This is a genomic window from Flavobacterium sp. ZE23DGlu08 (genome assembly GCF_030505335.1).
GTDB classification, from domain to species: domain Bacteria; phylum Bacteroidota; class Bacteroidia; order Flavobacteriales; family Flavobacteriaceae; genus Flavobacterium; species Flavobacterium algoritolerans.
Genome location: NZ_CP130045.1, coordinates 3,642,103 through 3,666,686, shown reverse-complemented (window position 1 = coordinate 3,666,686; position 24,584 = coordinate 3,642,103). Strand labels below are relative to the sequence as shown.

Genomic DNA, 24,584 nt, shown 5'->3' with positions numbered 1-24,584 from the left:
ATTAAATCTTATTTCTTATAATACTTCTTGTATTTTGGATACGAAATAGCTCCAAATAAAGTTATTCCTCCAAGAGAATACCAGATCCAACTCAATGAATGCGCTTCTCCACTTGCGTACGAATGCAATCCTACCAAGTGAAAATTTACACCATAATAGGTGAATAAAATAGATATAAAAGCAAACATACTCATCAAATTGAAAATCCATTTTCCTCGTAAAGAAGGAACAAATCGAGCATGAATTACAAAAGCATAGACCATAATACTGATCAAGGCCCAAGTTTCTTTTGGATCCCATCCCCAATAACGTCCCCAACTCTCATTGGCCCATTGTCCGCCCAGGAAGTTTCCAATAGTCAACATAATCAACCCTATCGTTAATGCTAACTCATTGATATAAGTGATTTCCTGAATATTCAAATCCATTTTGGCTTTGTTTTTTTCATTGGTAAACAAAATCAGCAACAATGAAACTGCTCCTAAAATAAATCCTAATGCAAACGGGCCATAACTAGCTACAATTACTGCAACGTGAATCATCAACCAATACGAATTTAAAACTGGTTGCAGATTTGCAATCTCCGGATCAATCCAGTTTAGATTTGCTGCCCAAAGAATCATTGCGGTTACAAAAGCTGATGAAGCCACAGTAAGTTTTGATTTTCTGTCGAAAGCCAAACCAAAAAACATGGTAGCCCAAGCAATATATATAATCGATTCATACGCATTACTCCAAGGTGCGTGACCGGAAATATACCAACGGGCAATTAAGCCTACAGTATGCAATGCAAATAATAATCCTATAATAATATGCATTGTATTTACTGTTATAGCTAATACTTTGCGCTCTTTGAAGATTTGCAAAATCGTAAAAAACAACATCAAAATCGCCGCTAAAACATACCAATAAAAAAGTTTATTGAAAACATCATATTTATTATACAGCACTTCTGATGTAATTCTTTCTTCACTTGGTCTCACTTTACTGCCAAAACGTTTTTGGAAACCATTCATACTTTCCAGTAATTCATCGGCAGTTTTATAATCATTAGAAACAGAAGCATTAGCTAACGAACCAAAATACAATGGCAGTACGTTTTTAGTATACGTAGCTTCCATTCCTTTCAATCCCGATTCGTTCAATTCTAAGTAAGAAATCCATTTATTATTTTTATCCTCCGGAATAGGGAAAATTTTCAATATTCGTCCGCTTAACGCAGATTCCATCAAGTTTACTCTTTTATCTGTTTCGATAAAATCCTTTTCAAATTGATTGGGGTTAGCCGATTTAAATGATTCTTCTAAATATTTAGAAAGTTTATAATTCCCTTTAGCATCAAAGAAAGCTACAAAAGGTGCAAATTTAGCTTTCTTATCAACACCGATTATTTTTCTTAAACTGTCGTTACCTCTTCTTAAATAGATAATTGGAATCTCTATCCAATAACTGGCATACTGAGTCATTGATAAGAAAACTTGGTCTGAATTCATATCATTGTATGAATCATCCTGACTTACTTTACGCAACAATTCAGAAGAAAACGTATTGATAGGTTTCATTCTACCACCACCGTCTTGAATTACAAGTCTACCAAATTTTGCAGCATGTACTTCTGGAACTTTATATTTAGTAATCAAAGCATTCAGTTCGTCTTGACTAAATACTTTTTTAGTGTGATTGGCATGTGTTGCAGGTGCAGCTTCGGTATGAGCGTGACCTTCATGCTCTGCGTGATTGTGTTCTTGTTCTTGCGCGAAACTATTGAAACTGAACAACAAAATCAGAATCGTCAAGAGTTTAGATTTCTTCATTTTTACAACTTCTAATTTGCGTTTAATATCCGCAAAACGGGAATATTTAGTAAACATAATCGCCATCATTGCAAAATACAGCATAAAATAACCGCTGTACGTAATTGCAGTTCCCCAGAAATCGTGGTTTACAGATAGAATAGTTCCTTTTTCATCAGGATCGAAACCCGATTGAAAAAAGCGGTATCCATCATAATCCAAAACGTTATTCATAAATATTCTGGCATCAAATGGTTCTTTGTCTTGAACAGTAACTTTACTCTCAAATGAAGAATAACTTTTCTCTGTTCCTGGATATTTCTGCGCAATAAAATCATTCAATTTTATCTTGAATGGCAAAACGTAGGCTTTACTTCCGTAGAAAAAAGTATAATCGATTTTTCCTATTTTCACTGTTTTAGAATCTCCTAATTTACCTTTGGAACCTAAAACTGTAACTGTCTTTTCTTGACCTTCGGCAGAGATTTTTACAGTTAATGCATCTTCATGATTCTTTGCTTTAAAATCATTTTCCGATTCATAATCAACAACACCTTTTACCGCAGGATCAGGAAATACAAATCGCATTTCGCCGATAGAATACAGTGAACGCATCATCAATGGTTGTGCATTATCCTTAGTGACTTTACCCTGTAATTTATCAGCCATTCTCATGAAGTTTCCTTCAAAAGGCGTTTGAATAGTATAGGCACTTCCTGTTGTATTGATATTTATGGCTCCGTCAGTATATTTATTTAGAGCAAATAATACATTATGAATATTTTGAACTTCACCGTCTTTCAAAAAATGCTCGTGACGACCTCCGTCTCCGGCTTCTACAATTTTTAAAAATACAGTCCCATTAGGATTTGGTTTAATGTATTCTTTGGCACCCATGATGAAGTTTTCATATTCTACTTCAAATGGTGTATCAGCAAATTTACCTGAAATACTGAAATCATTGTTAGTCGCTGGAGAAAGCAATACTTGTTTTTCAAAAACCCTGCGTTTCATTTCTCCTTTATATTCCCCATCTGCAAAAACAGTCAGGAACGTTTTATCTGAAAAAACTTGATTTTCAGCAGCGCCTTCGCGAATAGGCATCATCCCTTCATAACTGATGTAACGGGTTACAAATGCACCGGCAATAATGAAGATAAAAGATAAATGGAGTAATAAAGTAGCCCATTTTTCTTTTTTCAATAACTGATAACGCTTGATATTTCCAATGAAATTAATCATGAAAAATACATGTATGGCCTCAAACCACCATGAGTTATAAATTAAAATTTTTGCTGTGTCGGTATTGTATTTGCTTTCGATAAAAGTTCCAGTAGCCATGGAAACCGCATATACAATAAATAAAAAAGCCATTAATCGAGTAGAAAACAAAAAAGAAAATATTTTTTTATCCATTTTTAAGGGATTATGTTTTTATAAAAGTGCCACAAAAGTACTTAAAAATGTTGACTTCTATATTCGCACATTTGTTAATTTAATCCAAAATTAAGTAGCTTCGTTTTTTGGAATAAAAGTATATTTTAATTGGAGTTACAGTTTATTAGCCAATCCAAAATTGAATAAAACTCTTAATATTTTTTTGCTAATTTTGTCAAATGACTAAAGTAATTATTATTGGTTCAGGAAATGTAGCACAACATTTGATTGCAGCATTTCAAAATTCCCAAAAAATGGGAGCTGAAATCGAATTGGTTCAAGTTTTTTCAAGACAAATAGGAAGCGTCTCTCACCTACTCGATTTAAGTCAGATTACAAATGATTTAGATGCTTTAGCTGAAGCTGATTTGTATATTATTGCGGTTTCTGATGATGCCATTGCAAGTATATCTTCACAACTTCCTTTCAAAAATCGCTTGGTGGTTCATACCTCGGGAAGTGTTCCTTTGAATGTTTTGGATGACAATAATCGAAAAGGTGTTTTCTATCCTTTACAGACTTTTACCAAAAACAAGCCGGTTGATTTCAGAACTATTCCAATCTGTTTAGAAAGCGAAAATGCAACCGATTATCAATTATTGGATAAAGTGGCCAAATCAATTTCTGATAAAATATTCGCTATCAACTCCGAACAAAGAAAAGCCTTGCATGTTGCAGCGGTTTTTGTCAATAATTTCACGAATCATTTGTACCAAATAGGTCAGGAAATTTGTCAGGAGCATCAGGTTCCTTTTGAAATTTTAAACCCTTTAATTACAGAAACAGCTCAAAAAATAATGTTACTTTCGCCGTCAGAAGCTCAAACTGGACCGGCTAAACGCAATGATACTGCAACTATCGAAGCACATGAAGTTTTTTTGTCCAATGAAAACCACCTCGCAATTTATAAAACACTAACACAATCTATACAACATAATGGCAAGAAGTTATAAAGAAATAATGAATGATATTACTACGTTTATATTTGACGTAGACGGCGTACTTACTGACAGTTCTGTTTTTGTAACCAATGAAGGAGAAATTCTTCGTACCATGAATATTCGTGATGGTTATGCTATGAAAGCTGCCGTAGAAAGCGGCTATAATGTTTGTATTATTTCGGGAGGAAGTAACGAAGGTGTGCGCGTTAGATTACGTAATCTGGGAATTACAGATATTCATTTAGGGATACCAAACAAAGTAGAAACATTTGATGAATATACCGATGTTTACAATATCAATCCAGAACACGTTTTGTACATGGGCGATGATATTCCTGATTATCACGTGATGAAATTAGTGGGATTACCCGCTTGTCCTCAGGATGCAAGCCCTGAAATCAAAGCTATTTCCAGATATATTTCACACAAAAACGGAGGAAAAGGAGCTGCTCGTGATGTTATCGAACAAGTGATGAAAGCGCAAGGAAAATGGATGGCTCATTTTGATGGGAAACACGATTAATTAGTAATCAGTCGTCAGTTTTTAGTAATCAGTTGCAATGATTATTAAAAAGTAATTTAGTTCTTTTTTTTTCTGAACACTGAATTTTACATAAACCATAAGAACTGACCCCTGAATACTAGATCCTCTAATCTGAATACTGAACACTAAATATGAAGTTCCTTAAACTAATCCGATACCAGAACCTACTGATGCTTGCTTTTATGCAGCTTATTTTCCGGTATGTTTTTTTTAAATTTCAGAATATTCCTTTGGCATTAGCTGATTGGCAATATGGATTATTGGTTTTATCAACCATTTTTATCGCTGCAGGTGGATATGTCATCAATAATATTTTTGATCAAAACACAGATACTATAAACAAACCGAACAACGTAATTGTAGGCAAAACCATTTCTGAAACCAATGCCTATAATCTATACATTGGTCTTACTGTTACTGGTGTAGCTATTGGCTTTTATTTATCAAATGTTATAGTAAAACCAGGCTTTGCGTCTATTTTTATTTTGATTGCCGCGACGCTTTATTTGTATGCTACAAGCCTGAAACAAATGATCATTATTGGTAATGTTATTGTGGCATTGTTGCTTTCTTTTAGTGTGACTATCATTGGGATTTTTGATTTATTTCCAACGATTCATGAAGGAAACCAACAACAATTGGGAGTTGTTTTTTCTATTCTTTTAGACTACGCCCTATTCACTTTCTTTCTTAATTTCATGAGAGAAATTGTTAAAGATCTAGAAGATATTGATGGTGATTATAACCAGGGAATGAACACATTGCCAATTGCAATAGGCAAATCCAGAACTGCAAAAATAGTTTTTGGACTGAGCTTTATTCCTATTCTTTTTATGCTGTATTACATCAATAAATACCTACTTGAGTTAGTGTTTACAACTGTATATTTATTGCTTTTTGTCGTGGGACCATTGTTTTATTTCACCGTAAAAATTTGGACTGCAAAATCCAAAAAAGAGTTTCATGCGCTGAGCTTGCTGTTAAAATGGATTCTGTTATTTGGAATTCTGTCTGTTGTTGTTATAAGTTTAAATATAAAATATAATGCTTAAACATAAATTAAAAAAATACACTTTAATTCTGGCTTCGGGTTCACCGAGACGCCAGCAATTCTTCAAGGATTTAGACTTGGATTTTGAAATTCGATTGAAAGAAATTGAAGAAATTTATCCTCCAGAATTGAAAGCAGAGGAAATCACTAATTATTTAGCTGCATTGAAAGCAAGCGCTTTTGAAGGAGAGTTAAAACCGAATGAAATTCTGGTAACCAGCGATACCATCGTTTGGCATAACAATACGGCTTTGGGTAAACCAAAAAATGAGCAAGATGCCTTTGAAATCTTAAAATCATTATCAAATACAACGCACGAAGTAATCACTTCCGTTTGTTTTAAAACCAATGAAAAAGCGGATGTAATGCACGAAGTTACCAAAGTTACTTTCAATGAATTAAGCGACGAATCGATTCGTTATTATTTAGACAACTACAAACCTTATGATAAAGCCGGAGCCTATGGTATCCAGGAATGGATTGGTTTTATTGGCGTTTCAAAAATTGAAGGTTCCTATGCAAATGTGATGGGAATGCCTACGGATAAAGTATATGAATATTTAAGTAAATTAGCATAATTAAATTATGGATATGGCCTTTTTTCAAGAATACACAAGAGAACTGATTGCAACTGGAATTCTGGGAATTTTGCTGATATTATTTCGTATTCTTTCTACAAAACTGGTTCGAAGCTATGCAAAATCGAATCAAACGCTGGAACACAGAACCAATTTAGTGATTAAATACATTCATTTATTCATCAATATTTTGGTGGTTATTGCCTTAATAATCATTTGGGGAGTTCAGACCAAAGATATTTTTATTGCACTCTCGTCTATCACAACTGTTGTGGGAGTTGCGATGTTTGCTCAATGGTCAATTTTGAGTAACATCACATCTGGTGTTATTTTGTTTTTTTCTTTTCCGTTTAAAATTGGTGACGTAATAAAAATCCATGATAAAGATTTTCCCATTGAAGCAGAGATTGAGGATATTGGAGCTTTTCATGTATATTTAAAAACTATCGATGGAGAAAAAATCATTTACCCTAATAATCTGCTCTTGCAAAAAGGGATTTCGATACTGAAAGACCATTTTGATGATAAAGAATTCATGGATTAATCAGCATTTTATAAAAATATAATTATCAATTCATTCTATTTTGCAAATCGATTGATTAAAAGTGATAATTTTACAACTATTGATGAGAAATATATAATACTTTAATTTCTTTAATTCTTCATATTTGTCAATTAAAAACAGTACGATTCAGGATTGAATGGTAAATGCGTTATTTAAAAAATAAGAAAATATGAATGACATCTTAAAATTTCCGTTTTATGCCAAACTAACCCTGGTTTTATTGGGTTTAATAGCGCTTACTTTTATATTTTATATCGGTCAGGATATTTTGGTTCCCATAATGATGTCGTTTTTATTTGCTATTTTATTGTATCCTATCGTTCAATTTTTTAAATCAAAACTCTATTTTCCACATGTTTTGGCGGTAATGTTGGCAGTAATTTTATTTGTGTTGATTTTCATTGGACTTTTTGTTTTTCTATCATTTCAAATTAGTGATTTTGCAGCTGATTTTGATAAAATTGAAAGAAACATCAACATTCATCTCCGAAATATTCAAGGATTTATCAGAGACAATTTTCATTTAAGTTCTTGGGAACAGAAGCAATATATTGATACTGCCACTGAGGATTCCATGGAAAAAGGAAAAGAGTTGATTGGAACTACTTTAATGTCGTTTACGGATACTTTGGTAAATTTGACATTGATACCTATTTATACTTTTTTAATTCTTTTATACAGAACTCATTTTTTACTGTTTTTATCCAAGTTGTTCAAAAAAGAAAACCATGAACAATTGAAAGATATCTTGACAAACATAAGAGTAGCCATCAACAGTTACATCGTGGGTTTAATCATTGAAATGATTTTAGTCTCAACAATGACAACGCTTGGATTTATGGTTATAGGTGTAAAATACGCTATTTTGCTGGGAATTATCACTGGAATCTTAAATCTGATTCCTTATATAGGAATACTTTTTGCAGGAGTGCTAAGTATTGTAGCTTCGCTAACCGGTTCTCCGGATTTATCCATAATTGTTGGTGTAATTGTGATTACAATAATTGTTCAGTTAATTGATAATAACATTCTAGTTCCTTTGATTGTAAGTTCTAAAGTAGAAATAAATGCGTTTGTATCGATTATTGGAATTATCATAGGTGGTGCAATTGCGGGAGTTTCCGGTATGTTTTTAGCACTTCCGATTCTCGCGGTCCTTAAAGTAATTTTTGATAGAATTGAATTTTTAGAACCTTGGGGATACCTGATGGGAGATCATTTACCAAAAACGTATACCTGGCATAATATTAAATTACCGTTGTTTGATTCTGAATCAACACCAAAGAAAACTATCATCAAAACCGATATTGTAGTTCCTGTATTTACTGAAACAACAACCGAAAAAGAAGCGAATAAAACCAATGAATAGTTTCTAAAATAGTATATTCGACTATTCAAATTCTGAATTTTGTTAATTCGAACTCATACTAAAAGATTTTTTCTTTTGTTTCGTTAACAATGTTTAAAATTATTTTTTTATCATGTTTAAAAAACAAAGACTGGTTCTAATTATTTTGATTTTCTGCTGCTATCAGATTTCTTTTTCTCAAGTAGACAAAAAGGAAAAAGATTCTTCAGGGATGTATAAACAAATCCAGACCTATTCCAAGAAAAATAAATTTACCAAACTTCTTCATAAATTAGTTTTCAGACCTGTTAATGTAAAAACCAAAAAGAAAAAAATAGTTCCGAAAAAATTCAAAGACTTTGAAGGAAAAATTATCAGGAACATCAATATTGTTACTTTAGATCCATTTGGCTATTCCGAAATTGACACTACAAAAAAAGCTAGAAATTGGGCTGAGCGAACCGGAAACAGAATTCACATTAAAACGAACAGACTTGCCATTAAGAATTTATTGCTTATCAAAAAAAACAAGCCTTTAGATTCCTTATTGGTAAAAGAATCTGAACGTTTGATAAGAACACAACGCTATATCAGCCGTGTGGATGTAACTCCGCAATTAATTCAAAACAATAAGGATTCCGTAGATATTTACATTCGGGTTTTAGATTCTTGGAGTATAATTCCAAAAGGTTCCATATCAAGTTCCAGAAGCAGTTTTGAACTGAACGACAGAAATATTCTGGGTTCCGGTCATGAATTTAATAATGAATTCAGAAACAGATTCAGTGATGGTAAAAATGCTTATCGCGTAGCCTACACGATTCCAAATTTCAAAAATACATTCATTAAAACCACTGTAAATTATCGTATAGATTTCGACGATTATTATGGTAAAAGTATCAATATTGAACGCCTATTTTATTCTCCATTTACAAAATGGGCTGGCGGAATCTATTTTGACAAACAGTTTAGAAAAGATACACTTCCTGATAGTAATGCCGCTTTTGCTTACCAAAATTTCAAATACAACTCACAGGATGTATGGTTTGGTCGTGCCTTTAGGATTTTTAAAAGTAATACGGAGAGTGACCGAACTACAAATTTAGTAGTTGCCGGTCGGTTTTTGAATGTAAAATACCTGGAGAGTCCAACAATTGATTACGATCCCAATGATTTTTATTCTGATGAAAAATTTTCGCTTATCGGAATTGGAATCACCTCCCGAAAGTTCGTTCAAGACAGCTACATTTTCAAGAATGGAATTATAGAAGATGTACCCATTGGAAAAATATTTGGAATAACTTCTGGCTATCAACATAAAAACAATCAAGGACGTTACTATCTAGGCGCTCGGGCAGCTTTTGGAAATTTTTACAAATGGGGATTTCTAAGTGCTAATTTTGAGCTGGGTACTTTTTTTGAAAAATCAAACACGAAACAGAATGCTTTTTCTTTTCAAGCTAATTATTTTACTAATTTGATGAGCATTGGGAAATGGAAATTGCGACAATTTGTTAAACCTCAATTAATTATTGGTTCCAATCGCGTAAATGTTATAGGTGACCAACTTAATATTAATGAAAATTACGGAATTCAAGGATTTAATAGTGCTAATTATGGAACCGAAAAAGCAATCCTAACGTTGCAAACTCAAGCCTATGCACCATGGAATCTTTGGGGATTTCGATTAAACCCCTATTTTAACTATTCAATTGCTATGCTGGGAAATCCCGAAAAAGGATTATTGGAAAATAAAGCATATTCCAAAATTGGGATTGGGTTAATAATAAACAATGATTTTTTAGTATTTAGCTCTTTCCAAATTTCACTTTCCTACTATCCGTCCATACCGGGTAATGGTGAAAATATTTTCAAAACCAACTCTTTTGAAACCACTGATTTTGGCTTTCAGGATTTTGAATTAGGTAAGCCACGTACTGTTATTTTCAAATAACAAACGTGAATCCGGCAATCTTAATTTTGGATAAAACCAATTTAAAGGCCTAATTTTAAAAACATTAAAGTAAAAAAAATAATCTAATAGTGTAAATTATATAATTTAATATCATAATTATATAAGACTTCATCTGTTAATATTGCTTACTTTTATAATGTATTAAATTAATAACTAAAACTCTAAAAGAAATGAAAAAAGTCACCTTTTATTTAATGATGATGGTATTATCATTAAGTGTTGTTCCAACTCAAATGTTAGCTGCAGAAAAAAATCCAACTTCGGTTTCAAACAACCCAAAAGAAGTTCCTGCTGAAGTTAAAGTATTGCTTAATCGTCTAGACGAAATAAAAGCAATGGATAAATCTTCTTTGAATTCTTCAGAGAAAAAAGAATTAAGAAAAGAAGTACGTGCCATTAAAGCCGAATTAAAATCTACAGGAAATGGTGTATACTTATCTGTAGGTGCAATTATAATAGTTATCCTTTTATTGATCCTTTTATTGTAAATAAATTTATAACTGTAGAAAAAGGAAACGAGCCTTCGTTTCCTTTTTTTATGAAGTAAAATAACACAATAAAATGTTAAATATATGATATTGGCACAATTGTTGGCTTTATCACAAGAGGAGATAAAATAGTAACTAAAAATTACTATCTATTAATTACTAATTAAAATTTTGAAAAATGAAAACATTAAAATTAATCATCGCAGGAATTATACTTTTTGCATCCGCAAATACGATGCAAGCACAAGTTTCAGTAAATGTAAATATAGGTACTCCACCAGCTTGGGGTCCCGCTGGTTACTCAGCTGTAGATTATTATTATTTACCGGATATTCAAGCTTATTATGATATCAGAGCCACACAGTTTATTTATTTTGGTGGAGGAAAATGGATTCGTTCCAGAAATCTACCTAATCAATACAGAAACTATAACTTGTACAATGGTTACAAAGTAGTCTTAAACGATTATCATGGTTCAAGACCATACAGTAACTTTAATACCCATAAAGTAAAATATTACAAAGGATACAAAGGTAAACCTCAAAAATCTATCGGTTCTAATCGTGGTAATAATAACAAAGTATACCAAAGTAAAGGGAATAAAGGGAATAACGGAAACGGAAATAATGGGAACGGAAACGGGAACAAAGGTGGAAAAGGGAATAATGGAAATGGAAAACATTAATACCGATTTCATATCATTAATAAAGAGAGTCTCAGCAATGAGGCTCTCTTTTTTTTAGCACGTTAATCCTTAATGTTAACTTTTTCGTTTTGGCACAGTTGTTGGTTTTATTCAAAAAGCATCGTAATAACGAGCTATTATAAAAAAATTATTACTAATTAAATATTTGAAAAAATGAGAACATTAAAACTAATCGCCGTAGGAATTATCCTTTTTGCATCAAGTACTATACATGCACAAGTCTCAGTAAGTTTAAACATAGGTACTGCTCCATCTTGGGGACCGGTAGGATATGCAGAAGCAGAATATTATTATTTACCAGATGTAGAAGCTTATTATGACGTAAGAGCCACACAGTTTATTTATTTTGGTGGAGGAAGATGGATACGTTCAAGATACCTACCAAACCAATATAGAAACTATGATTTATATGGTGGATACAAAGTAGTATTAAACGATTATCATGGTTCAAGACCTTACAACCATTTCAAAAGTCATAAAGTAAAATATTACAGAGGATATCATGGAAGAGAACAAAGAAATATAGGGTATAACAATAACCGTAGAGTATATGTAAACCAAAGAGGAAATGATAATCATAGAAGATATGATAATGATGACCGTAGAGAATATAAAAAACATGATAACCGAAATAACGGAAATGGTCATGGAAACGGACATGGAAATGGTCGTGGTAACGGAAACGGACGTGATAGAGATTAATCACAATATTATTTAAAAGAGAGAGGGAGCCTAAATGGGTTTTTCTCTCTTTTTTTATTATTAAAGAAAACCCAAAACATTTCAGAAGAAATTATTTAATTCCTACATTTGAAGTTACTGCAAATTAAATTTTAAAAAATGCAAAAAAAATACGTATCAGCTATTCTAACCTTTCTTTTATGTTGCCAAATAACAATTGCGCAACAACCCCAAAAACCAAATTCTGTTGAAATTTACAATCAAATCCAAAAGCTTAATTTTCTTGGTTCGGTACTTTATATAGCAGCACATCCTGATGATGAAAATACCCGATTAATTTCTTATTTGTCCAATGAGCAAAAAGCCAGAACGGGATATTTGTCATTGACACGCGGTGATGGTGGTCAAAACTTAATAGGGACACAATTGCGGGAATTATTAGGTGTAATAAGAACCCAAGAACTTATCGAAGCTAGAAAAATTGATGGAGGAGAACAATTTTTTTCTCGTGCCAATGATTTTGGATTTTCGAAAAACCCAACAGAAACATTAGCAATTTGGGATAAAGAAAAAGTATTGGCAGACGTTATTTGGGCCATCCGAAAATTTCAACCCGATGTAATTGTCAACAGGTTTGATCATCGATCTCCAGGAACTACACACGGTCATCATACTTCATCGGCAATGTTGAGTGTAGAAAGCTTTGAACTGGCCAACGACCCAACTATTTTTCCGGAACAATTACAATTTGTAAAACCTTGGCAAACCAAACGCCAGTTTTTTAATACTTCGTGGTGGTTTTATGGAACTATCGAAAAATTTAATGCAGCCGATAAAAAGAATTTAATTGCCCTGCAAACTGGAGTTTATTATGCCGGATTAGGAAAATCAAATCAGGAAATAGCAGCATTAAGCCGCAGCCGTCATCAATCGCAAGGTTTTGGAAGCACAGGAGCGCGTGGTGAAGAAACAGAATATTTAGAGTTTATAAATGGAGATGCTTTAAAAGAAAAAAAATCTCTTTTTGAAGGAATTGACACCACTTGGAACCGAGTAAAAGGAGGAAAAGCCATAGGAGAATTATTAACAACTATTGCAGCTGAGTTCAACCACAATAATCCTTCGGCAAGTATTCCAAATTTGGCGAAAGCCTACACTATGATGAAAGCTTTGGATGAAAATCACTGGGCACCATTGAAATCCGCAGCCATAAAAGAAATTATAGCAGCCTGTTCCGGTTTGTATCTTGAAGCCGTAGCCCAAAATCAGGAAGCGACTCCCGGTAGCACTATAAAACTCAAACTTGAAGCCATTAACAGAAGTTCAGCGCCAATACAATTAGTGAGCGTGACCACTTTACCTGAACAAATAAGCACTCCTCAAAACCGCGAATTAAAAAATAATATTCTAAACAACATCAACTTAGATTTAAAGTTACCCGAATCAATTAACTACACACAACCGTATTGGTTAAGAGAAAACGGAACCGTTGGGATGTATGCCGTAAATCAGCAACAAAATATAGGAATTCCGGATATTATTCGGGAAGCAAAAGTGGTATTTAACGTTCAAATCAACGGAATCGAAATCCCATTTGAGCGAACTGTAGTTTATAAATACAATGACGATGTAAAAGGCGAAGTGTATAATTATCTGGACATCGTTCCTGAAGTTACCACTTCAATTCTAGACAAAGTATTGCTTTTTAAAGATACCAAAATCAAGTATGTAGGTGTAAAAATCAAAGCTGGTAAAGATGCCGTAAAGGGAAATCTGCAGCTTGAACTTCCTCAAAACTGGGGTGTTTCTCCAAAATCGATTCCTTTTAACATTCAAAAAAAGGGAACTGAGCAAGTTGTTTATTTTGAAGTAACTGCGCCAAATAAATCTGAAGAAGCTGTGGCCAAAAGCGTGGCGATAATTGACAATAAACGATTTGACAAAGAACAAATCATCATTAATTATGACCACATCACCAAACAGCAAGTTTTAAAATCAGCTGAAGCCAAATGCATCAAAACAGATTTAAAAACGAATGAAGAAAGAATTGCATATATTATGGGTGCTGGTGATGAAGTTCCAAGTAGTCTGACTCAGTTGGGTTACACAGTTACACTGATCAAACCCGAAGAAATAACACCCGAAAAATTAGAAAACTTTGATGTAGTAATGACTGGTGTTCGTGCCTACAATACTGTTACAGCATTAGCAAATAAGCAAACGATACTTTTTGACTTTGTAAAAGGTGGAAAAACAATGCTAGTTCAGTACAATACTGCAGGTGATCTTATAACCGAAAACATTGCACCTTATCCATTAAAACTGTCCCGCGACCGTGTAACCGAAGAAAATGCTGAAGTTCGATTTTTAGCACCAAACCATCCCGTTTTGAATTTCCCAAACAAAATCACTTCTAAAGATTTTCAAGGTTGGAAACAAGAACAAGGGTTGTATTACCCAAGTGAGTACGACAAAGCCTTCACTCCTATTCTATCTTCCAATGATAAAGGAGAAACACCAAAAAATGGTGCGTTGCTAATTGCTCCTTACGGAAAAGGACACTATATTTATACGGGCTTAAGCTTTTTTAGAGAATTACCCGAAGGCGTTACCGGTGCGTATAAATTAATTTCCAATATCATTTCGCTAAAATCATCTGAAACTATTCCTCCACAAAAAATCAAGCCTTAACCCAATCTAAAATGGAAACAAAAAAAATAAAAACCTGGAAGAAGAATTATACCTGGGTACTTGTAGCCAATGCAATATACATCCTGATCTTTTGTCTCATCATGAAATTATACTCTTAAATTATGCAATTATTTGATTGGGTTATACTCATAGTTACTTTATTGTTCATCGTAATTTACGGTGCTTGGAAAACTAAAGGAAGTAAAAATGTTGAAGACTTTATTCTGGGTAGTAATGAAACACCTTGGCACATTGTAGGACTTTCTGTTATGGCAACACAAGCCAGTGCAATTACATTTCTTTCCACTCCAGGACAAGCCTATCATGACGGAATGGGATTTGTGCAATTCTACTTTGGATTACCAATTGCTATGGTGGTAATTTGCGTCACCTTTATCCCTTTATACCACAAATACAAAGTATATACGGCTTATGAATACCTCGAAAAAAGATTTGATTTAAAAACCCGTTCCCTTGCTGCCATTCTTTTCTTGTTCCAAAGAGGTTTAGGAACCGGATTAACCATTTATGCGCCAGCAATTATTTTGTCGGCAATATTAGGTTGGAATCTTACTTACATGAATATTATTATTGGTGTATTGGTTATTATTTATACTTTTTCGGGAGGAACAAAAGCAGTCAATGTAACTCAGAAACAACAAATGTTTGTGATTATGTCGGGAATGCTAATCACCTTTTTTCTGATATTGCATTATTTACCTAATGACATGACATTTACCAGTGCGTTGCATATCGCTGGCGCAAATGACAAAATGAATATTGTCAATTTTTCTTTTGACCCAGAGGAAAAATATACTTTTTGGAGCGGAATCACAGGAGGTTTTTTCCTAGCATTGGCTTATTTTGGAACTGACCAATCGCAGGTAGGGCGTTATCTATCAGGGAAATCAGTTCGAGAAAGTCAAATGGGACTAATCATGAACGGACTTTTAAAAGTACCGATGCAGTTCTTTATTTTATTGACCGGAGTTATGGTTTTTGTTTTTTTCCAATTCAATCCTGTTCCGTTAAATTTTAATCCAAACAACAAAGCCATGATTGAAAAATCGGCTTACAAAGGTGAATACAATGCTTTGGAGAAAAAATTAGGTGACTTATCCGAAGATAAAAAAGTAATTAACCTTTTGTATATTGATCAGCTCAATCAAGATTATGACAATCCCATTCTTAGAAAAGAATTAGTGGCTTTGTCCAATAAAGAAAAAGATTTAAGAGATCGGGCTAAAGAAATAATCCTGAAAGCCGATAGCAACAGTGAAACCAATGATAAAGATTATGTGTTTTTCCATTTTATCCTTAATTATTTACCCAAAGGACTTATTGGTTTGTTGTTGGCCGTTATCATTTCAGCTGCCATGTCTTCTACCGCTTCAGGACTGAATGCATTGGCATCTACAACCGCAATTGATATTTACAAACGGAATGTAAAAGAAGAAAAATCAGAAAGACATTATCTGTATGCTACAAAATTCTTTACCTTATTGTGGGGAGTTATTGCAATACTTTTTGCGTGTATTGGAACGCTGTTTGAAAATTTAATTCAATTGGTAAACATCATTGGATCCATATTTTACGGAACTGTATTGGGAATCTTTCTGGTTGGTTTTTATTTACACAAGGTACAGTCCAAAGCTATTTTTTACAGTGCCGTAGTAAGTCAGATTACTATTTTTATCATTTACTATTACGCTATTTATATTTTCCCAAGCGGAGAAGAAAAACTGGGTTATTTATGGCTTAATTTCATTGGAGCAATGTTAACGATTGTTATTTCGTTGCTGTTACAATGGACTATTTTCAGAAAACAGAAAGCGATTACAGCCTAAATAAAAATAGTAAAACAAATTATTGTTTTAGTTTTTAAAAACTATTAACCGCAAATTCACAGACTTTTATATTGCTAATCTGTGAATCTGCGGTTATTTTTTTAGCTTTTGAATGTTGCTTATGTAACTTCTATAGAGAAAATCTCTCCTACTTTGGAAGAGGAGCAATAACAAACTGGCAAAGCAATGATAATTCTATGAATACTTGATACGCAAACATCTAATAAATTACACAGTCTAAAAGTTCAAAAAAAAATCCCGTCTCGATAATCAAGACGGGATTTTTTTGTAAAACAGTTAGAATAATTAGTTTTTACTCCACTCTGCGATACTATCTTTATTCATTTTTACGTAGTCTTGGTTTTTAGCAATTTCAGCCGCTGCAAGAGATAATTTAGCCGTTTCGATAGCGCCTTTTTTATCTCCAAGTTTAGCTTGAATCAGTGACTTCAATCTGTTGTACCAAAATGGTTTGTCTTTAGACATATCCAACGCTTTGTTTACATAAACCAATGCTTTTGCATTGTCTCCATTCGATTGAAACAAAAATTGAGCAGCAGAAAAATAATCTGCTCCAGTTGGTCCCGCTAATGCTTTCTCGATATTAGCTGTGGCTTTTTGTTGAGTAGGTACTTCAAATTTTACAGCTGCATATGAGTTCTCCCAGTATATTTCTAAAAACGCAAAATTGTTATCTAAACCTCCAATTCCAATAGTGAAAGTTTCCACACTTTTATTCAAAGTTTCTGGTTTAACAGTAGCTCTAAGCGCCACATTCTCTTCTTTCCACTCTTCTGGATTCCCCCAGTTATCAGTAGTTTTATAAAATATTATTTCCCAGCTTTCTATTTTTGGAATAGTGTACAAAGAATATTTTCCTTTTTTCAAGGTTTTACCATCAATAACAACATCGTCGCTAAAAGATACGGTTGTATTTTCATTAGCTCCAGTTCTCCATACTTTTCCAAAAGGAATCAAGTTACCAAAAACAGCTCTTCCTTTTGCGCTTGGTCTTGAATAATTAATCTCAACATCTGTCAAACCTACGGCTTGCATGATTGTCGATTTTGGACTTGACTGAGGTGTTTTCACTTGTGCCTCAATGGTGAAATTTGCTATAATAATGGCAAATACAATGATTATTTTTTTCATGTTTTAAATTTTTATGATTTCCAAATTTACAAATTCAGTGGCTTTCAAATGTTAATTATTCCTTAATTTAGAATCAATATTCTTAACAGCATCAAAACCTAATTCGTTAAAATGATTAATAACAAAATCTGCTTCTGATAAATCTTGCGCCTCAGAGTGAATACTGTTGTAACCTACACACAAAATTCCGGCAGCTTTCGCCGCTTTTATCCCATTCGTGCTGTCTTCAATGACGATACAGCTTTCTTTTGGAGCAATTGATAAACTTGCTGCATGTTCAAAAATAGCAGGATGTGGTTTCGATTTAGGAAAATCTTCTCCGCTTACCACATGCGTAAAATAGTCATGTAACTTAAACCTGCTAAACACGCGTTCAATAGTAACTTTGGATGCCGAAGAAGCCAGAATCAGCTGCATACCATTTTGATGCAATTCTTTAATAAGATTTTCAACACCTTGCAGTAATTCTAAATCAGCTTTACTGTCAAAAGCATCATTAAAGATGTTCCGTTTTCTTTGAATTAAATCCTCTACTTCCTGTTCAATCACAAAAACTTCTTTCAATTTCTGAAACGTATTTCGAGTAGAAAAACCGGTAAATGAAGTATACATTTCCTCTGTAACAGTAATATTTAATTCCTCGAATTGTTTGAAATAAGCATAACGGTGTACGGGTTCAGTGTCGACAATTACACCATCCATGTCAAAAATTACGGTTTGTATCATTTTTTTTAGATTATTAAACTTTTTAGATTTTAAGACTGTTTATTTTTTAGAACTGAATTCTGATCCCTATTTTTTAAGTAAATAGCGAATCACGGTTTCTGCGGCATACAAACCAAATAACCCTGGCATATAACTGTTTGTTCCATAAAATGATTTTTTGAAATTGGATCCATCAGTCATTTTCAAACTCGTTTCGTCCTGAATCTCAGAAGAAAAAACCACTTTCAATTTATCAATTTTCACTTCTTTCAATCGTCTTCTGATGGTTTTAGCAAAGTAACAATTCACGGTATTGGTAATATCCGTCACTTTCACTTTAGAAGCTTCCATTTTCCCGCCAGCGCCCATACTGCTGATGATTTTTACTCTTTTTCGCTTGGCGCCAATAATCAAATTCAACTTTGGAGTCACACTATCAATACAATCCAAAACATAATCAAATTCCTCTGAAACAATCTCGAAAGCACGCTCAGGCGAAAGAAATTCCTGTACGCGAGTCAATTTCAATTCTGGATTGATGTCCATTAATCGATCACCTACAATAGTCACTTTAGGTTGCCCTACTGTCGAATGTAAAGCGGGCAATTGTCGGTTTATATTGGTAATGTCAACTACGTCACCATCAACAATAGTCATGGTTCCCACTCCTGCTCTTGCCAAAAATTCAGCTGCAAAAGAACCAACACCGCCCAATCCTACAACCAATACATTTGCATTTTTCAAATTATCTAAACCTTCTTTTTTGAATAAAAGTTCGGCTCTTTCTGTCCATTCTGCCATTTTCTTTAGTTTATTGTTTATAGTTTGTTGCTCTCAAAAATCTGAAATCAACAATCGTTAATCTACATTCTTAAATCAATTATAGTTCAATATTGAATACTTCCAAAAAATTACTACTCACTAGTTTCTGTATTTCTTTGACAGAAACTCCTTTGTATTTTGCAGCTAATTTATAAACTGCCTCAATTCCCTCTTCAACTGTATCTGTTTCCAAAAAAAATCGATTATCAGGAACGCTTTTAAAAACCGTTTCTAATTCCTTATTTAGCAATAAATATTTTCCAAACGAAATATGAAATCCATTGTCCAGTAATTGTTTAGCAACTTGAGCATTTTTGGAAAACCCATGAATCAAAATTGGAACCGTAATATTCATCTTTTTCTTAATTGCAATCAATTCCTGAAAAGCCGCAACGCAATGTATCACCACTGGTTTTTGATATTGCTGCGCCAAAAGCAAATGCTTTTCGAAAACCAACTGTTGCAATTCCATTGGAATATCGATACGTTTATCCAATCCACATTCGCCTACAGCGAGACAATTTGTCTCTTGCAATTTACTTTCGATTATCGCCAAATCAGCTTCTAGTCGTTCTTCAACGATAAACCATGGATGAATCCCGATGGAATAATACGGAATTGTGGCATCAAATTCCTGTGGATATTGATTCACTAATTCCAACACATTGGGCTGATTGGTCCATTTATGCGTATGCAGATTAAAGAATTCCATTAGTCGTGAAACTTTTTAACCCCAGCTTTTATTTCAATATTCAAATCGTTTTCCAATGGTACTTTTGGACAGGAATATTTATGATTATAAGCGCAATACGGATTGTATGATGTATTGAAATCAATCACAATCGTATCTCCTTTTGGGATTCTTAAATCGATATATTTACCGCCAATGTAGCTTTCCTTGCCTGAAGTCAAATCTGAAAACGGCAGAAATAAATAGTCTTTATATTCTTCTTTTTTGGAAAGTTCAATGTTTTTATAAACATTCAATTTCAAATCCCGACCATCAATTGTAAAAGAAAGTTCCCCATATTTTACATACAATGGTTTCCTGTCCGTTGACGTTTTCATTTCAAAAGGCTTCTCGTTTTCTGTTCTGACAAATGTAGCTGTCACAAAAAACTTCCCGTCAACAGGATAAAAATCAAGTGTTTTGAAAACCGCTAAATCTTCTGCAGTCAAAGGACTTGTCTTTGCATCCGCATATTCTGTATTTAGTTCCTTTTGAAATTTGGCCACAGCCGAAACGTCAAATTGTTCTTGGCCAAAGCCAAAATTCAATTGTACCAAAAGCAATAAAGTAAATAGCGTTCTCATATTTATAATTTTTGACTATCCGTTATTAATAAAAATCGAAATTTTGTTGGTCTTAAAAAAATAAAGTTATTTTCTCTTGAACCATTAAGAAGTTAAGGTTCATTAAGGATAAAAAACTTAATTTCCTTAATCTCTTAATGGTTAAAAAAATAAAATAAAAATTTTTGTCTGCTTAGCGGACAATCATATATAATTTTATGCAAAAATAGTTTAAAAGTTACTAGGACACAAAGACGCATCGGTACAAAGTTTTCTACCTTTGTGAAATTATAACTTTAGATATGCTCAAAACTGCTTTTCAACGCTACATAAATAATTTCAGAGGATTTACAAGAGAAGTTTGGATTCTTACGCTGATTACTTTTATCAATCGTGCCGGTACGATGGTTTTGCCTTTTTTATCCAAATATTTAAAAGAAGATTTAAATTTTTCCTATGCTCAAGTAGGATGGATTATGGTTGCTTTTGGTTTTGGTTCTATGTTAGGATCTTGGCTTGGCGGGAAATTATCCGATAAAATAGGTTTTTACAGAATCATGGTTTTCAGCTTATTCACCAGCGGAATATTGCTGTTTTTAGTACAATACGTACGAACTTTTTGGGGATTGTGTTTTGCAATGTTCTTCATTATGACCGTTGCCGATATGTTTCGTCCTGCTATGTTTGTTTCTCTTGGGACGTATGCAAAACCTGAAAACCGTACCAGAGCATTGACTTTAGTTCGATTAGCAGTTAATTTAGGATTTACTGCAGGACCAGCTTTGGGAGGATTAATCATTATGAATTTAGGCTACAGCGGATTATTCTGGGTAGATGGAAGTTCCTGTATTGTATCTATTTTGATTTTTACATTATTGGTAAAAGAACGCAAAAAACCAGCCGATTTGAATACGGCAGATAGCGAAACCGAAATACCTGCTTCCGTTTTCAAAGACAAGATATTTTGGATTTTTCTCTTTATCTGTTTTATAACGGCAATGCTTTTCTTTCAACTTTTTACCACTTTACCCTTGTATCACAATGAAAAATTTGGGCTGACTGAATTTCAAAGCGGACTTTTATTATCATTAAACGGACTGTTGATTTTCTTTCTGGAAATGCCAATCGTGAGTATCAGCCAAAGAAAAAACATCGATAAACTCAAAATTATTCTTTGGGGTTCGCTGCTAATGTCTATTAGTTTCTATGTTTTAATGATTAATATTTGGGCTGGAATATTAATTGTGAGTATTCTTTTTATCACTTTTGGAGAAATGTTCATCTTTCCTTTCTCCAATTCTTTCGCTTTAAGCCGAGCACCAAAAGGTCACGAAGGTCGCTATATGGCTTTGTTTACAATGAGTTTCAGCTTAGCGCATATTGCGAGTTCCAAAACCGGACTGGAAATCATTGCAGTATTTGGCTACCAAACCAATTGGTTTGTCATGGGAAGTTTAGGAATTCTTTCGGTTGTCGGTTGCATTTGGTTGCAAAAATTAATCCAACAGGAAAACAAATAGTTTCCTATTTACAGGTATGATTTTGATGATTTTATGCTAAAACAAATTTGATTTTGGCATGAAACCTGTTTTTTTAGTTAATTAACTATATTTTTAGTTGCGTAACTAAAAATATAGTTGTAAGTTTGATTCAAATAAAAAAATCATGCAAAAACTGACGAACAAAGAAGAAGAAATCATGCACATTTTATGGAAGCTCAAAAAAGCATTCGTAAAAGAAGTCATGGCAGAAATCACAGAAGAGCAACCCCATTACAACACGCTTTCTACTATTGTGCGCAATCTGGAAGAAAAAGGTTTTGTATCGCACAATGCCTTTGGGAACACGCACCAATACTATCCTATCGTGAGTTTAGAAGACTATAGAAAACGCTTCATGAACACGGCAATCGATAATTATTTTAACAGCTCCTATAAAAACATGGTCTCCCATTTTGCCAAAGAAGAGAAAATTTCTGCGGCCGAATTACGTGAGATTTTGGCAATGATAGAAACTCAAAAAGAAGAAAAATAATCCTTCTTAAAAAAAACAACTCCAGAATAAAATCAAGAATCGTATGGAAGCATTATACATTTACCTTATCAAATCCAGTGGGTTGATCGCACTGTTTTATTTGGCTTATTATTTTATGTTGCGAAAAGAAACCTTTTTCACGAGTAATCGTTGGTTTCTCTTATTGGGTTTATTCACTTCTGCGGTTTTGCCGTTAGTGGTTTATACCAAAATAATAATGGTAGAATCAAGCTCCAAGAATATTGATTGGTCAAGAATTCCTGTAACAAATAGTATCGAAAACGAAACTTTTGAAATCAATTGGTATATAATTTTTGGAATTACATACGCAATTGGAATAATTTTATTTCTGGGAAAATTTGTGTTCGATTTTTATAGTTTAAATACCGTTTTGAAAGGAAAAACCATCCAAAATCAAGCTGATTTTAAATTTATCGATACCACAGAAAACGTTGCTCCATTTTCTTATTTTAATACTATCGTTTACAACTCGTCCTTATACAGCAGCTCCGAATTAGAAAATATTTTGGAACACGAAAAAGTGCATAGCGATCAAAATCATACTGTAGACGTATTGATTTCAAGACTATTTTGTATTCTTTTTTGGTTCAATCCGTTAATTTGGTTGTATAAAAAAGCGATTTTACAAAACCTGGAATTCATTGCCGATAACGAAGCCACGAAAAATATATCCGACAAAAAAGCGTATCAGTTTACACTTTTAAAAATAACAACACACGAGAATTGTGTTGCCATTACCAATCATTTTTATCAATCATTAATCAAAAAACGAATCGTTATGTTAAACAAAAATCAATCAAAAAAATCGAATTCTTGGAAGTATGTATTAATAATTCCCGCTTTAGTGGCATTTGTGATACTTTTCCAAGTAAATGTAATTGCACAGGAGAAAACAGCTGTCCAAGCAACAACAGAAATCATAAAGGCAAATGAAAAATCAGTGGATGTTTACAAAATAAATAAAAATACTACTGATGAGGAATTAAAAGAAAAATCTAGCAATTTAAAAGAAAATTATGCCATAATTGCTACTTTTTCCGGAATCAAAAGAAATTCCAAAAACGAATTGACCGCAATAAAAGTTGATTTGAAAAAGGGAAAAGAAATTGCACAGAAAATGGAAACAAAAGGAACTGAGGCAATAAATGAATTTGGAATTATAGTATCTAAAGACGATAATGGAATGCTTACTGTGAATTTTGGTTCGGATGAAACAATTATTAATCAAGAAAGTATTGTTATTGCTCCAAATGCACCGTCAGTAACTGAAAAAGAAATTTTTATCAACGGCAAAAAAGTAAGTCAAGATGATTTAGATAAAATTGATCCTAAAGAAATTGCGACCATGAATGTCAATAAGAATGATGACAAACAGGAAATCCGAATCATTACTAATAATCATAAGAAAATGATTAACGAGAATGACATTTACATCAACAACGAAAAAGTGTCTCAAAATGAATTAGACCGTTTAGATCAAAGTACAATTGAGAGAATGGATGTTAATAAAGATGGTAAAACTATCCGAATTATAACCAAAAATGGAATCCAATATTCTCAAGAGAAAAATTTACCAGTTCCTCCAACACCTCCAACACCGCCAGTTTTTAATATTAAAACTCCAGCTCCTCCTGCATTTCCAAAAGCGCCAAAAGCACCAAAAGGCGACCCAATTAAAGGAGATAAAAAAGCTTGGAAAGAGTTTGAAAAGAAAATGGAAGACTACGAGGCTAAAATGAAAAAATTGGAGCCTCAAATGGAAGCTTTCGATAAGCAAATGGGAGAATTTGATAAAAAAATGGAACCATTCAATAAAGAAATGGAAGCTTTTGAGAAAAAAATGAAAGTGTACGAACAACAAATGGAAGAATACCATTCTAACTTGGAACGCGAAAGAAAAAAATAATATCCT

At 33.2% G+C, this 24,584-nt stretch carries 21 protein-coding genes; 15 read left to right on the top strand and 6 right to left on the bottom strand.

The window, feature by feature from the left end:
- Positions 1-8: 8 nt before the first annotated feature.
- Positions 9-3,209, bottom strand: coding sequence for a cytochrome c biogenesis protein CcsA (ccsA, locus tag Q1W72_RS15975; protein WP_302136395.1), 3,201 nt, complete (start codon positions 3,207-3,209; stop codon positions 9-11).
- A gap of 200 nt (positions 3,210-3,409) precedes the next feature.
- On the opposite strand from ccsA, the gene Q1W72_RS15970 reads away from it, so the two are divergent.
- The 12 genes from Q1W72_RS15970 (at position 3,410) to Q1W72_RS15915 (ending at position 16,645) form a co-directional block, all read left to right on the top strand.
- Positions 3,410-4,183, top strand: coding sequence for a Rossmann-like and DUF2520 domain-containing protein (locus tag Q1W72_RS15970; protein WP_302136394.1), 774 nt, complete (start codon positions 3,410-3,412; stop codon positions 4,181-4,183).
- Positions 4,167-4,694 (top strand): HAD family hydrolase, encoded by a 528-nt coding sequence (locus tag Q1W72_RS15965; RefSeq protein WP_099715271.1) that lies wholly within the window; start codon positions 4,167-4,169, stop codon positions 4,692-4,694. Before Q1W72_RS15970 ends, Q1W72_RS15965 begins: the two co-directional genes overlap by 17 nt.
- 152 nt (positions 4,695-4,846) lie before the next feature.
- Positions 4,847-5,767 carry a geranylgeranylglycerol-phosphate geranylgeranyltransferase gene (locus Q1W72_RS15960; RefSeq protein ID WP_302136391.1) on the top strand — a complete coding sequence of 307 codons (921 nt, stop codon included), beginning with the start codon at positions 4,847-4,849 and terminating at the stop codon, positions 5,765-5,767.
- Entirely contained in the window at positions 5,760-6,344 is a 585-nt protein-coding gene (locus Q1W72_RS15955) for a Maf-like protein (protein ID WP_302136389.1), read from the top strand. Before Q1W72_RS15960 ends, Q1W72_RS15955 begins: the two co-directional genes overlap by 8 nt.
- A 13-nt stretch (positions 6,345-6,357) precedes the next feature.
- The gene (locus Q1W72_RS15950; protein WP_099716316.1) at positions 6,358-6,888 is read left to right on the top strand and encodes a mechanosensitive ion channel domain-containing protein; all 531 of its coding nucleotides are present in this window, start codon (positions 6,358-6,360) and stop codon (positions 6,886-6,888) included.
- Positions 6,889-7,078: 190 nt separating this feature from the next.
- Positions 7,079-8,278, top strand: coding sequence for an AI-2E family transporter (locus tag Q1W72_RS15945; protein WP_099715268.1), 1,200 nt, complete (start codon positions 7,079-7,081; stop codon positions 8,276-8,278).
- 211 nt (positions 8,279-8,489) lie between these two features.
- Positions 8,490-10,211 carry a hypothetical protein gene (locus Q1W72_RS15940; protein WP_302136387.1) on the top strand — a complete coding sequence of 574 codons (1,722 nt, stop codon included), beginning with the start codon at positions 8,490-8,492 and terminating at the stop codon, positions 10,209-10,211.
- A 191-nt stretch (positions 10,212-10,402) separates the two neighbouring features.
- The gene (locus Q1W72_RS15935; RefSeq protein ID WP_099715266.1) at positions 10,403-10,720 is read left to right on the top strand and encodes a hypothetical protein; all 318 of its coding nucleotides are present in this window, start codon (positions 10,403-10,405) and stop codon (positions 10,718-10,720) included.
- A gap of 178 nt (positions 10,721-10,898) precedes the next feature.
- Positions 10,899-11,405 (top strand): hypothetical protein, encoded by a 507-nt coding sequence (locus Q1W72_RS15930; RefSeq protein WP_302136385.1) that lies wholly within the window; start codon positions 10,899-10,901, stop codon positions 11,403-11,405.
- Between the two features lie 174 nt (positions 11,406-11,579).
- Positions 11,580-12,128 (top strand): hypothetical protein, encoded by a 549-nt coding sequence (locus Q1W72_RS15925; protein WP_099715264.1) that lies wholly within the window; start codon positions 11,580-11,582, stop codon positions 12,126-12,128.
- 138 nt (positions 12,129-12,266) lie between these two features.
- Positions 12,267-14,798 (top strand): PIG-L family deacetylase, encoded by a 2,532-nt coding sequence (locus Q1W72_RS15920; RefSeq protein ID WP_302136382.1) that lies wholly within the window; start codon positions 12,267-12,269, stop codon positions 14,796-14,798.
- A gap of 122 nt (positions 14,799-14,920) precedes the next feature.
- Positions 14,921-16,645 (top strand): sodium:solute symporter, encoded by a 1,725-nt coding sequence (locus Q1W72_RS15915; RefSeq protein ID WP_099715262.1) that lies wholly within the window; start codon positions 14,921-14,923, stop codon positions 16,643-16,645.
- A gap of 306 nt (positions 16,646-16,951) precedes the next feature.
- Here Q1W72_RS15915 and Q1W72_RS15910 read toward each other — a convergent pair whose 3' ends face one another.
- From Q1W72_RS15910 to Q1W72_RS15890, 5 genes are all read right to left on the bottom strand, one after another.
- Positions 16,952-17,797 carry a DUF2911 domain-containing protein gene (locus tag Q1W72_RS15910; protein WP_099715261.1) on the bottom strand — a complete coding sequence of 282 codons (846 nt, stop codon included), beginning with the start codon at positions 17,795-17,797 and terminating at the stop codon, positions 16,952-16,954.
- Positions 17,798-17,848: 51 nt separating this feature from the next.
- The gene (locus Q1W72_RS15905; protein ID WP_099715260.1) at positions 17,849-18,523 is read right to left on the bottom strand and encodes an HAD family phosphatase; all 675 of its coding nucleotides are present in this window, start codon (positions 18,521-18,523) and stop codon (positions 17,849-17,851) included.
- A 66-nt stretch (positions 18,524-18,589) separates the two neighbouring features.
- Complete coding sequence (locus Q1W72_RS15900) at positions 18,590-19,303, bottom strand: ThiF family adenylyltransferase (RefSeq protein WP_099715259.1); 714 nt, start codon at positions 19,301-19,303, stop codon at positions 18,590-18,592.
- Positions 19,304-19,382: 79 nt separating this feature from the next.
- Positions 19,383-20,036, bottom strand: a complete 654-nt coding sequence (locus Q1W72_RS15895; RefSeq protein WP_099715258.1) for a TatD family hydrolase — start codon at positions 20,034-20,036, stop codon at positions 19,383-19,385.
- Positions 20,036-20,638: a DUF1684 domain-containing protein gene (locus Q1W72_RS15890; protein WP_099715257.1), complete on the bottom strand. Its 603-nt coding sequence runs from the start codon at positions 20,636-20,638 to the stop codon at positions 20,036-20,038. Before Q1W72_RS15890 ends, Q1W72_RS15895 begins: the two co-directional genes overlap by 1 nt.
- A gap of 281 nt (positions 20,639-20,919) precedes the next feature.
- On the opposite strand from Q1W72_RS15890, the gene Q1W72_RS15885 reads away from it, so the two are divergent.
- From Q1W72_RS15885 to Q1W72_RS15875, 3 genes are all read left to right on the top strand, one after another.
- Positions 20,920-22,137: an MFS transporter gene (locus tag Q1W72_RS15885; protein ID WP_099715256.1), complete on the top strand. Its 1,218-nt coding sequence runs from the start codon at positions 20,920-20,922 to the stop codon at positions 22,135-22,137.
- 145 nt (positions 22,138-22,282) lie between these two features.
- The gene (locus Q1W72_RS15880; RefSeq protein ID WP_099715255.1) at positions 22,283-22,651 is read left to right on the top strand and encodes a BlaI/MecI/CopY family transcriptional regulator; all 369 of its coding nucleotides are present in this window, start codon (positions 22,283-22,285) and stop codon (positions 22,649-22,651) included.
- 43 nt (positions 22,652-22,694) lie between these two features.
- Positions 22,695-24,578 (top strand): M56 family metallopeptidase, encoded by a 1,884-nt coding sequence (locus tag Q1W72_RS15875; RefSeq protein WP_302136375.1) that lies wholly within the window; start codon positions 22,695-22,697, stop codon positions 24,576-24,578.
- Positions 24,579-24,584: the final 6 nt, after the last annotated feature.

Coding starts and splice junctions, on each gene's coding strand:
- ccsA (WP_302136395.1), bottom strand. CDS start 3,209: ATGGATAAAAAAATATTTTCTTTTTTGTTTTCTACTCGATTAATGGCT.
- Q1W72_RS15970 (WP_302136394.1), top strand. CDS start 3,410: ATGACTAAAGTAATTATTATTGGTTCAGGAAATGTAGCACAACATTTG.
- Q1W72_RS15965 (WP_099715271.1), top strand. CDS start 4,167: ATGGCAAGAAGTTATAAAGAAATAATGAATGATATTACTACGTTTATA.
- Q1W72_RS15960 (WP_302136391.1), top strand. CDS start 4,847: ATGAAGTTCCTTAAACTAATCCGATACCAGAACCTACTGATGCTTGCT.
- Q1W72_RS15955 (WP_302136389.1), top strand. CDS start 5,760: ATGCTTAAACATAAATTAAAAAAATACACTTTAATTCTGGCTTCGGGT.
- Q1W72_RS15950 (WP_099716316.1), top strand. CDS start 6,358: ATGGCCTTTTTTCAAGAATACACAAGAGAACTGATTGCAACTGGAATT.
- Q1W72_RS15945 (WP_099715268.1), top strand. CDS start 7,079: ATGAATGACATCTTAAAATTTCCGTTTTATGCCAAACTAACCCTGGTT.
- Q1W72_RS15940 (WP_302136387.1), top strand. CDS start 8,490: ATGTATAAACAAATCCAGACCTATTCCAAGAAAAATAAATTTACCAAA.
- Q1W72_RS15935 (WP_099715266.1), top strand. CDS start 10,403: ATGAAAAAAGTCACCTTTTATTTAATGATGATGGTATTATCATTAAGT.
- Q1W72_RS15930 (WP_302136385.1), top strand. CDS start 10,899: ATGAAAACATTAAAATTAATCATCGCAGGAATTATACTTTTTGCATCC.
- Q1W72_RS15925 (WP_099715264.1), top strand. CDS start 11,580: ATGAGAACATTAAAACTAATCGCCGTAGGAATTATCCTTTTTGCATCA.
- Q1W72_RS15920 (WP_302136382.1), top strand. CDS start 12,267: ATGCAAAAAAAATACGTATCAGCTATTCTAACCTTTCTTTTATGTTGC.
- Q1W72_RS15915 (WP_099715262.1), top strand. CDS start 14,921: ATGCAATTATTTGATTGGGTTATACTCATAGTTACTTTATTGTTCATC.
- Q1W72_RS15910 (WP_099715261.1), bottom strand. CDS start 17,797: ATGAAAAAAATAATCATTGTATTTGCCATTATTATAGCAAATTTCACC.
- Q1W72_RS15905 (WP_099715260.1), bottom strand. CDS start 18,523: ATGATACAAACCGTAATTTTTGACATGGATGGTGTAATTGTCGACACT.
- Q1W72_RS15900 (WP_099715259.1), bottom strand. CDS start 19,303: ATGGCAGAATGGACAGAAAGAGCCGAACTTTTATTCAAAAAAGAAGGT.
- Q1W72_RS15895 (WP_099715258.1), bottom strand. CDS start 20,036: ATGGAATTCTTTAATCTGCATACGCATAAATGGACCAATCAGCCCAAT.
- Q1W72_RS15890 (WP_099715257.1), bottom strand. CDS start 20,638: ATGAGAACGCTATTTACTTTATTGCTTTTGGTACAATTGAATTTTGGC.
- Q1W72_RS15885 (WP_099715256.1), top strand. CDS start 20,920: ATGCTCAAAACTGCTTTTCAACGCTACATAAATAATTTCAGAGGATTT.
- Q1W72_RS15880 (WP_099715255.1), top strand. CDS start 22,283: ATGCAAAAACTGACGAACAAAGAAGAAGAAATCATGCACATTTTATGG.
- Q1W72_RS15875 (WP_302136375.1), top strand. CDS start 22,695: ATGGAAGCATTATACATTTACCTTATCAAATCCAGTGGGTTGATCGCA.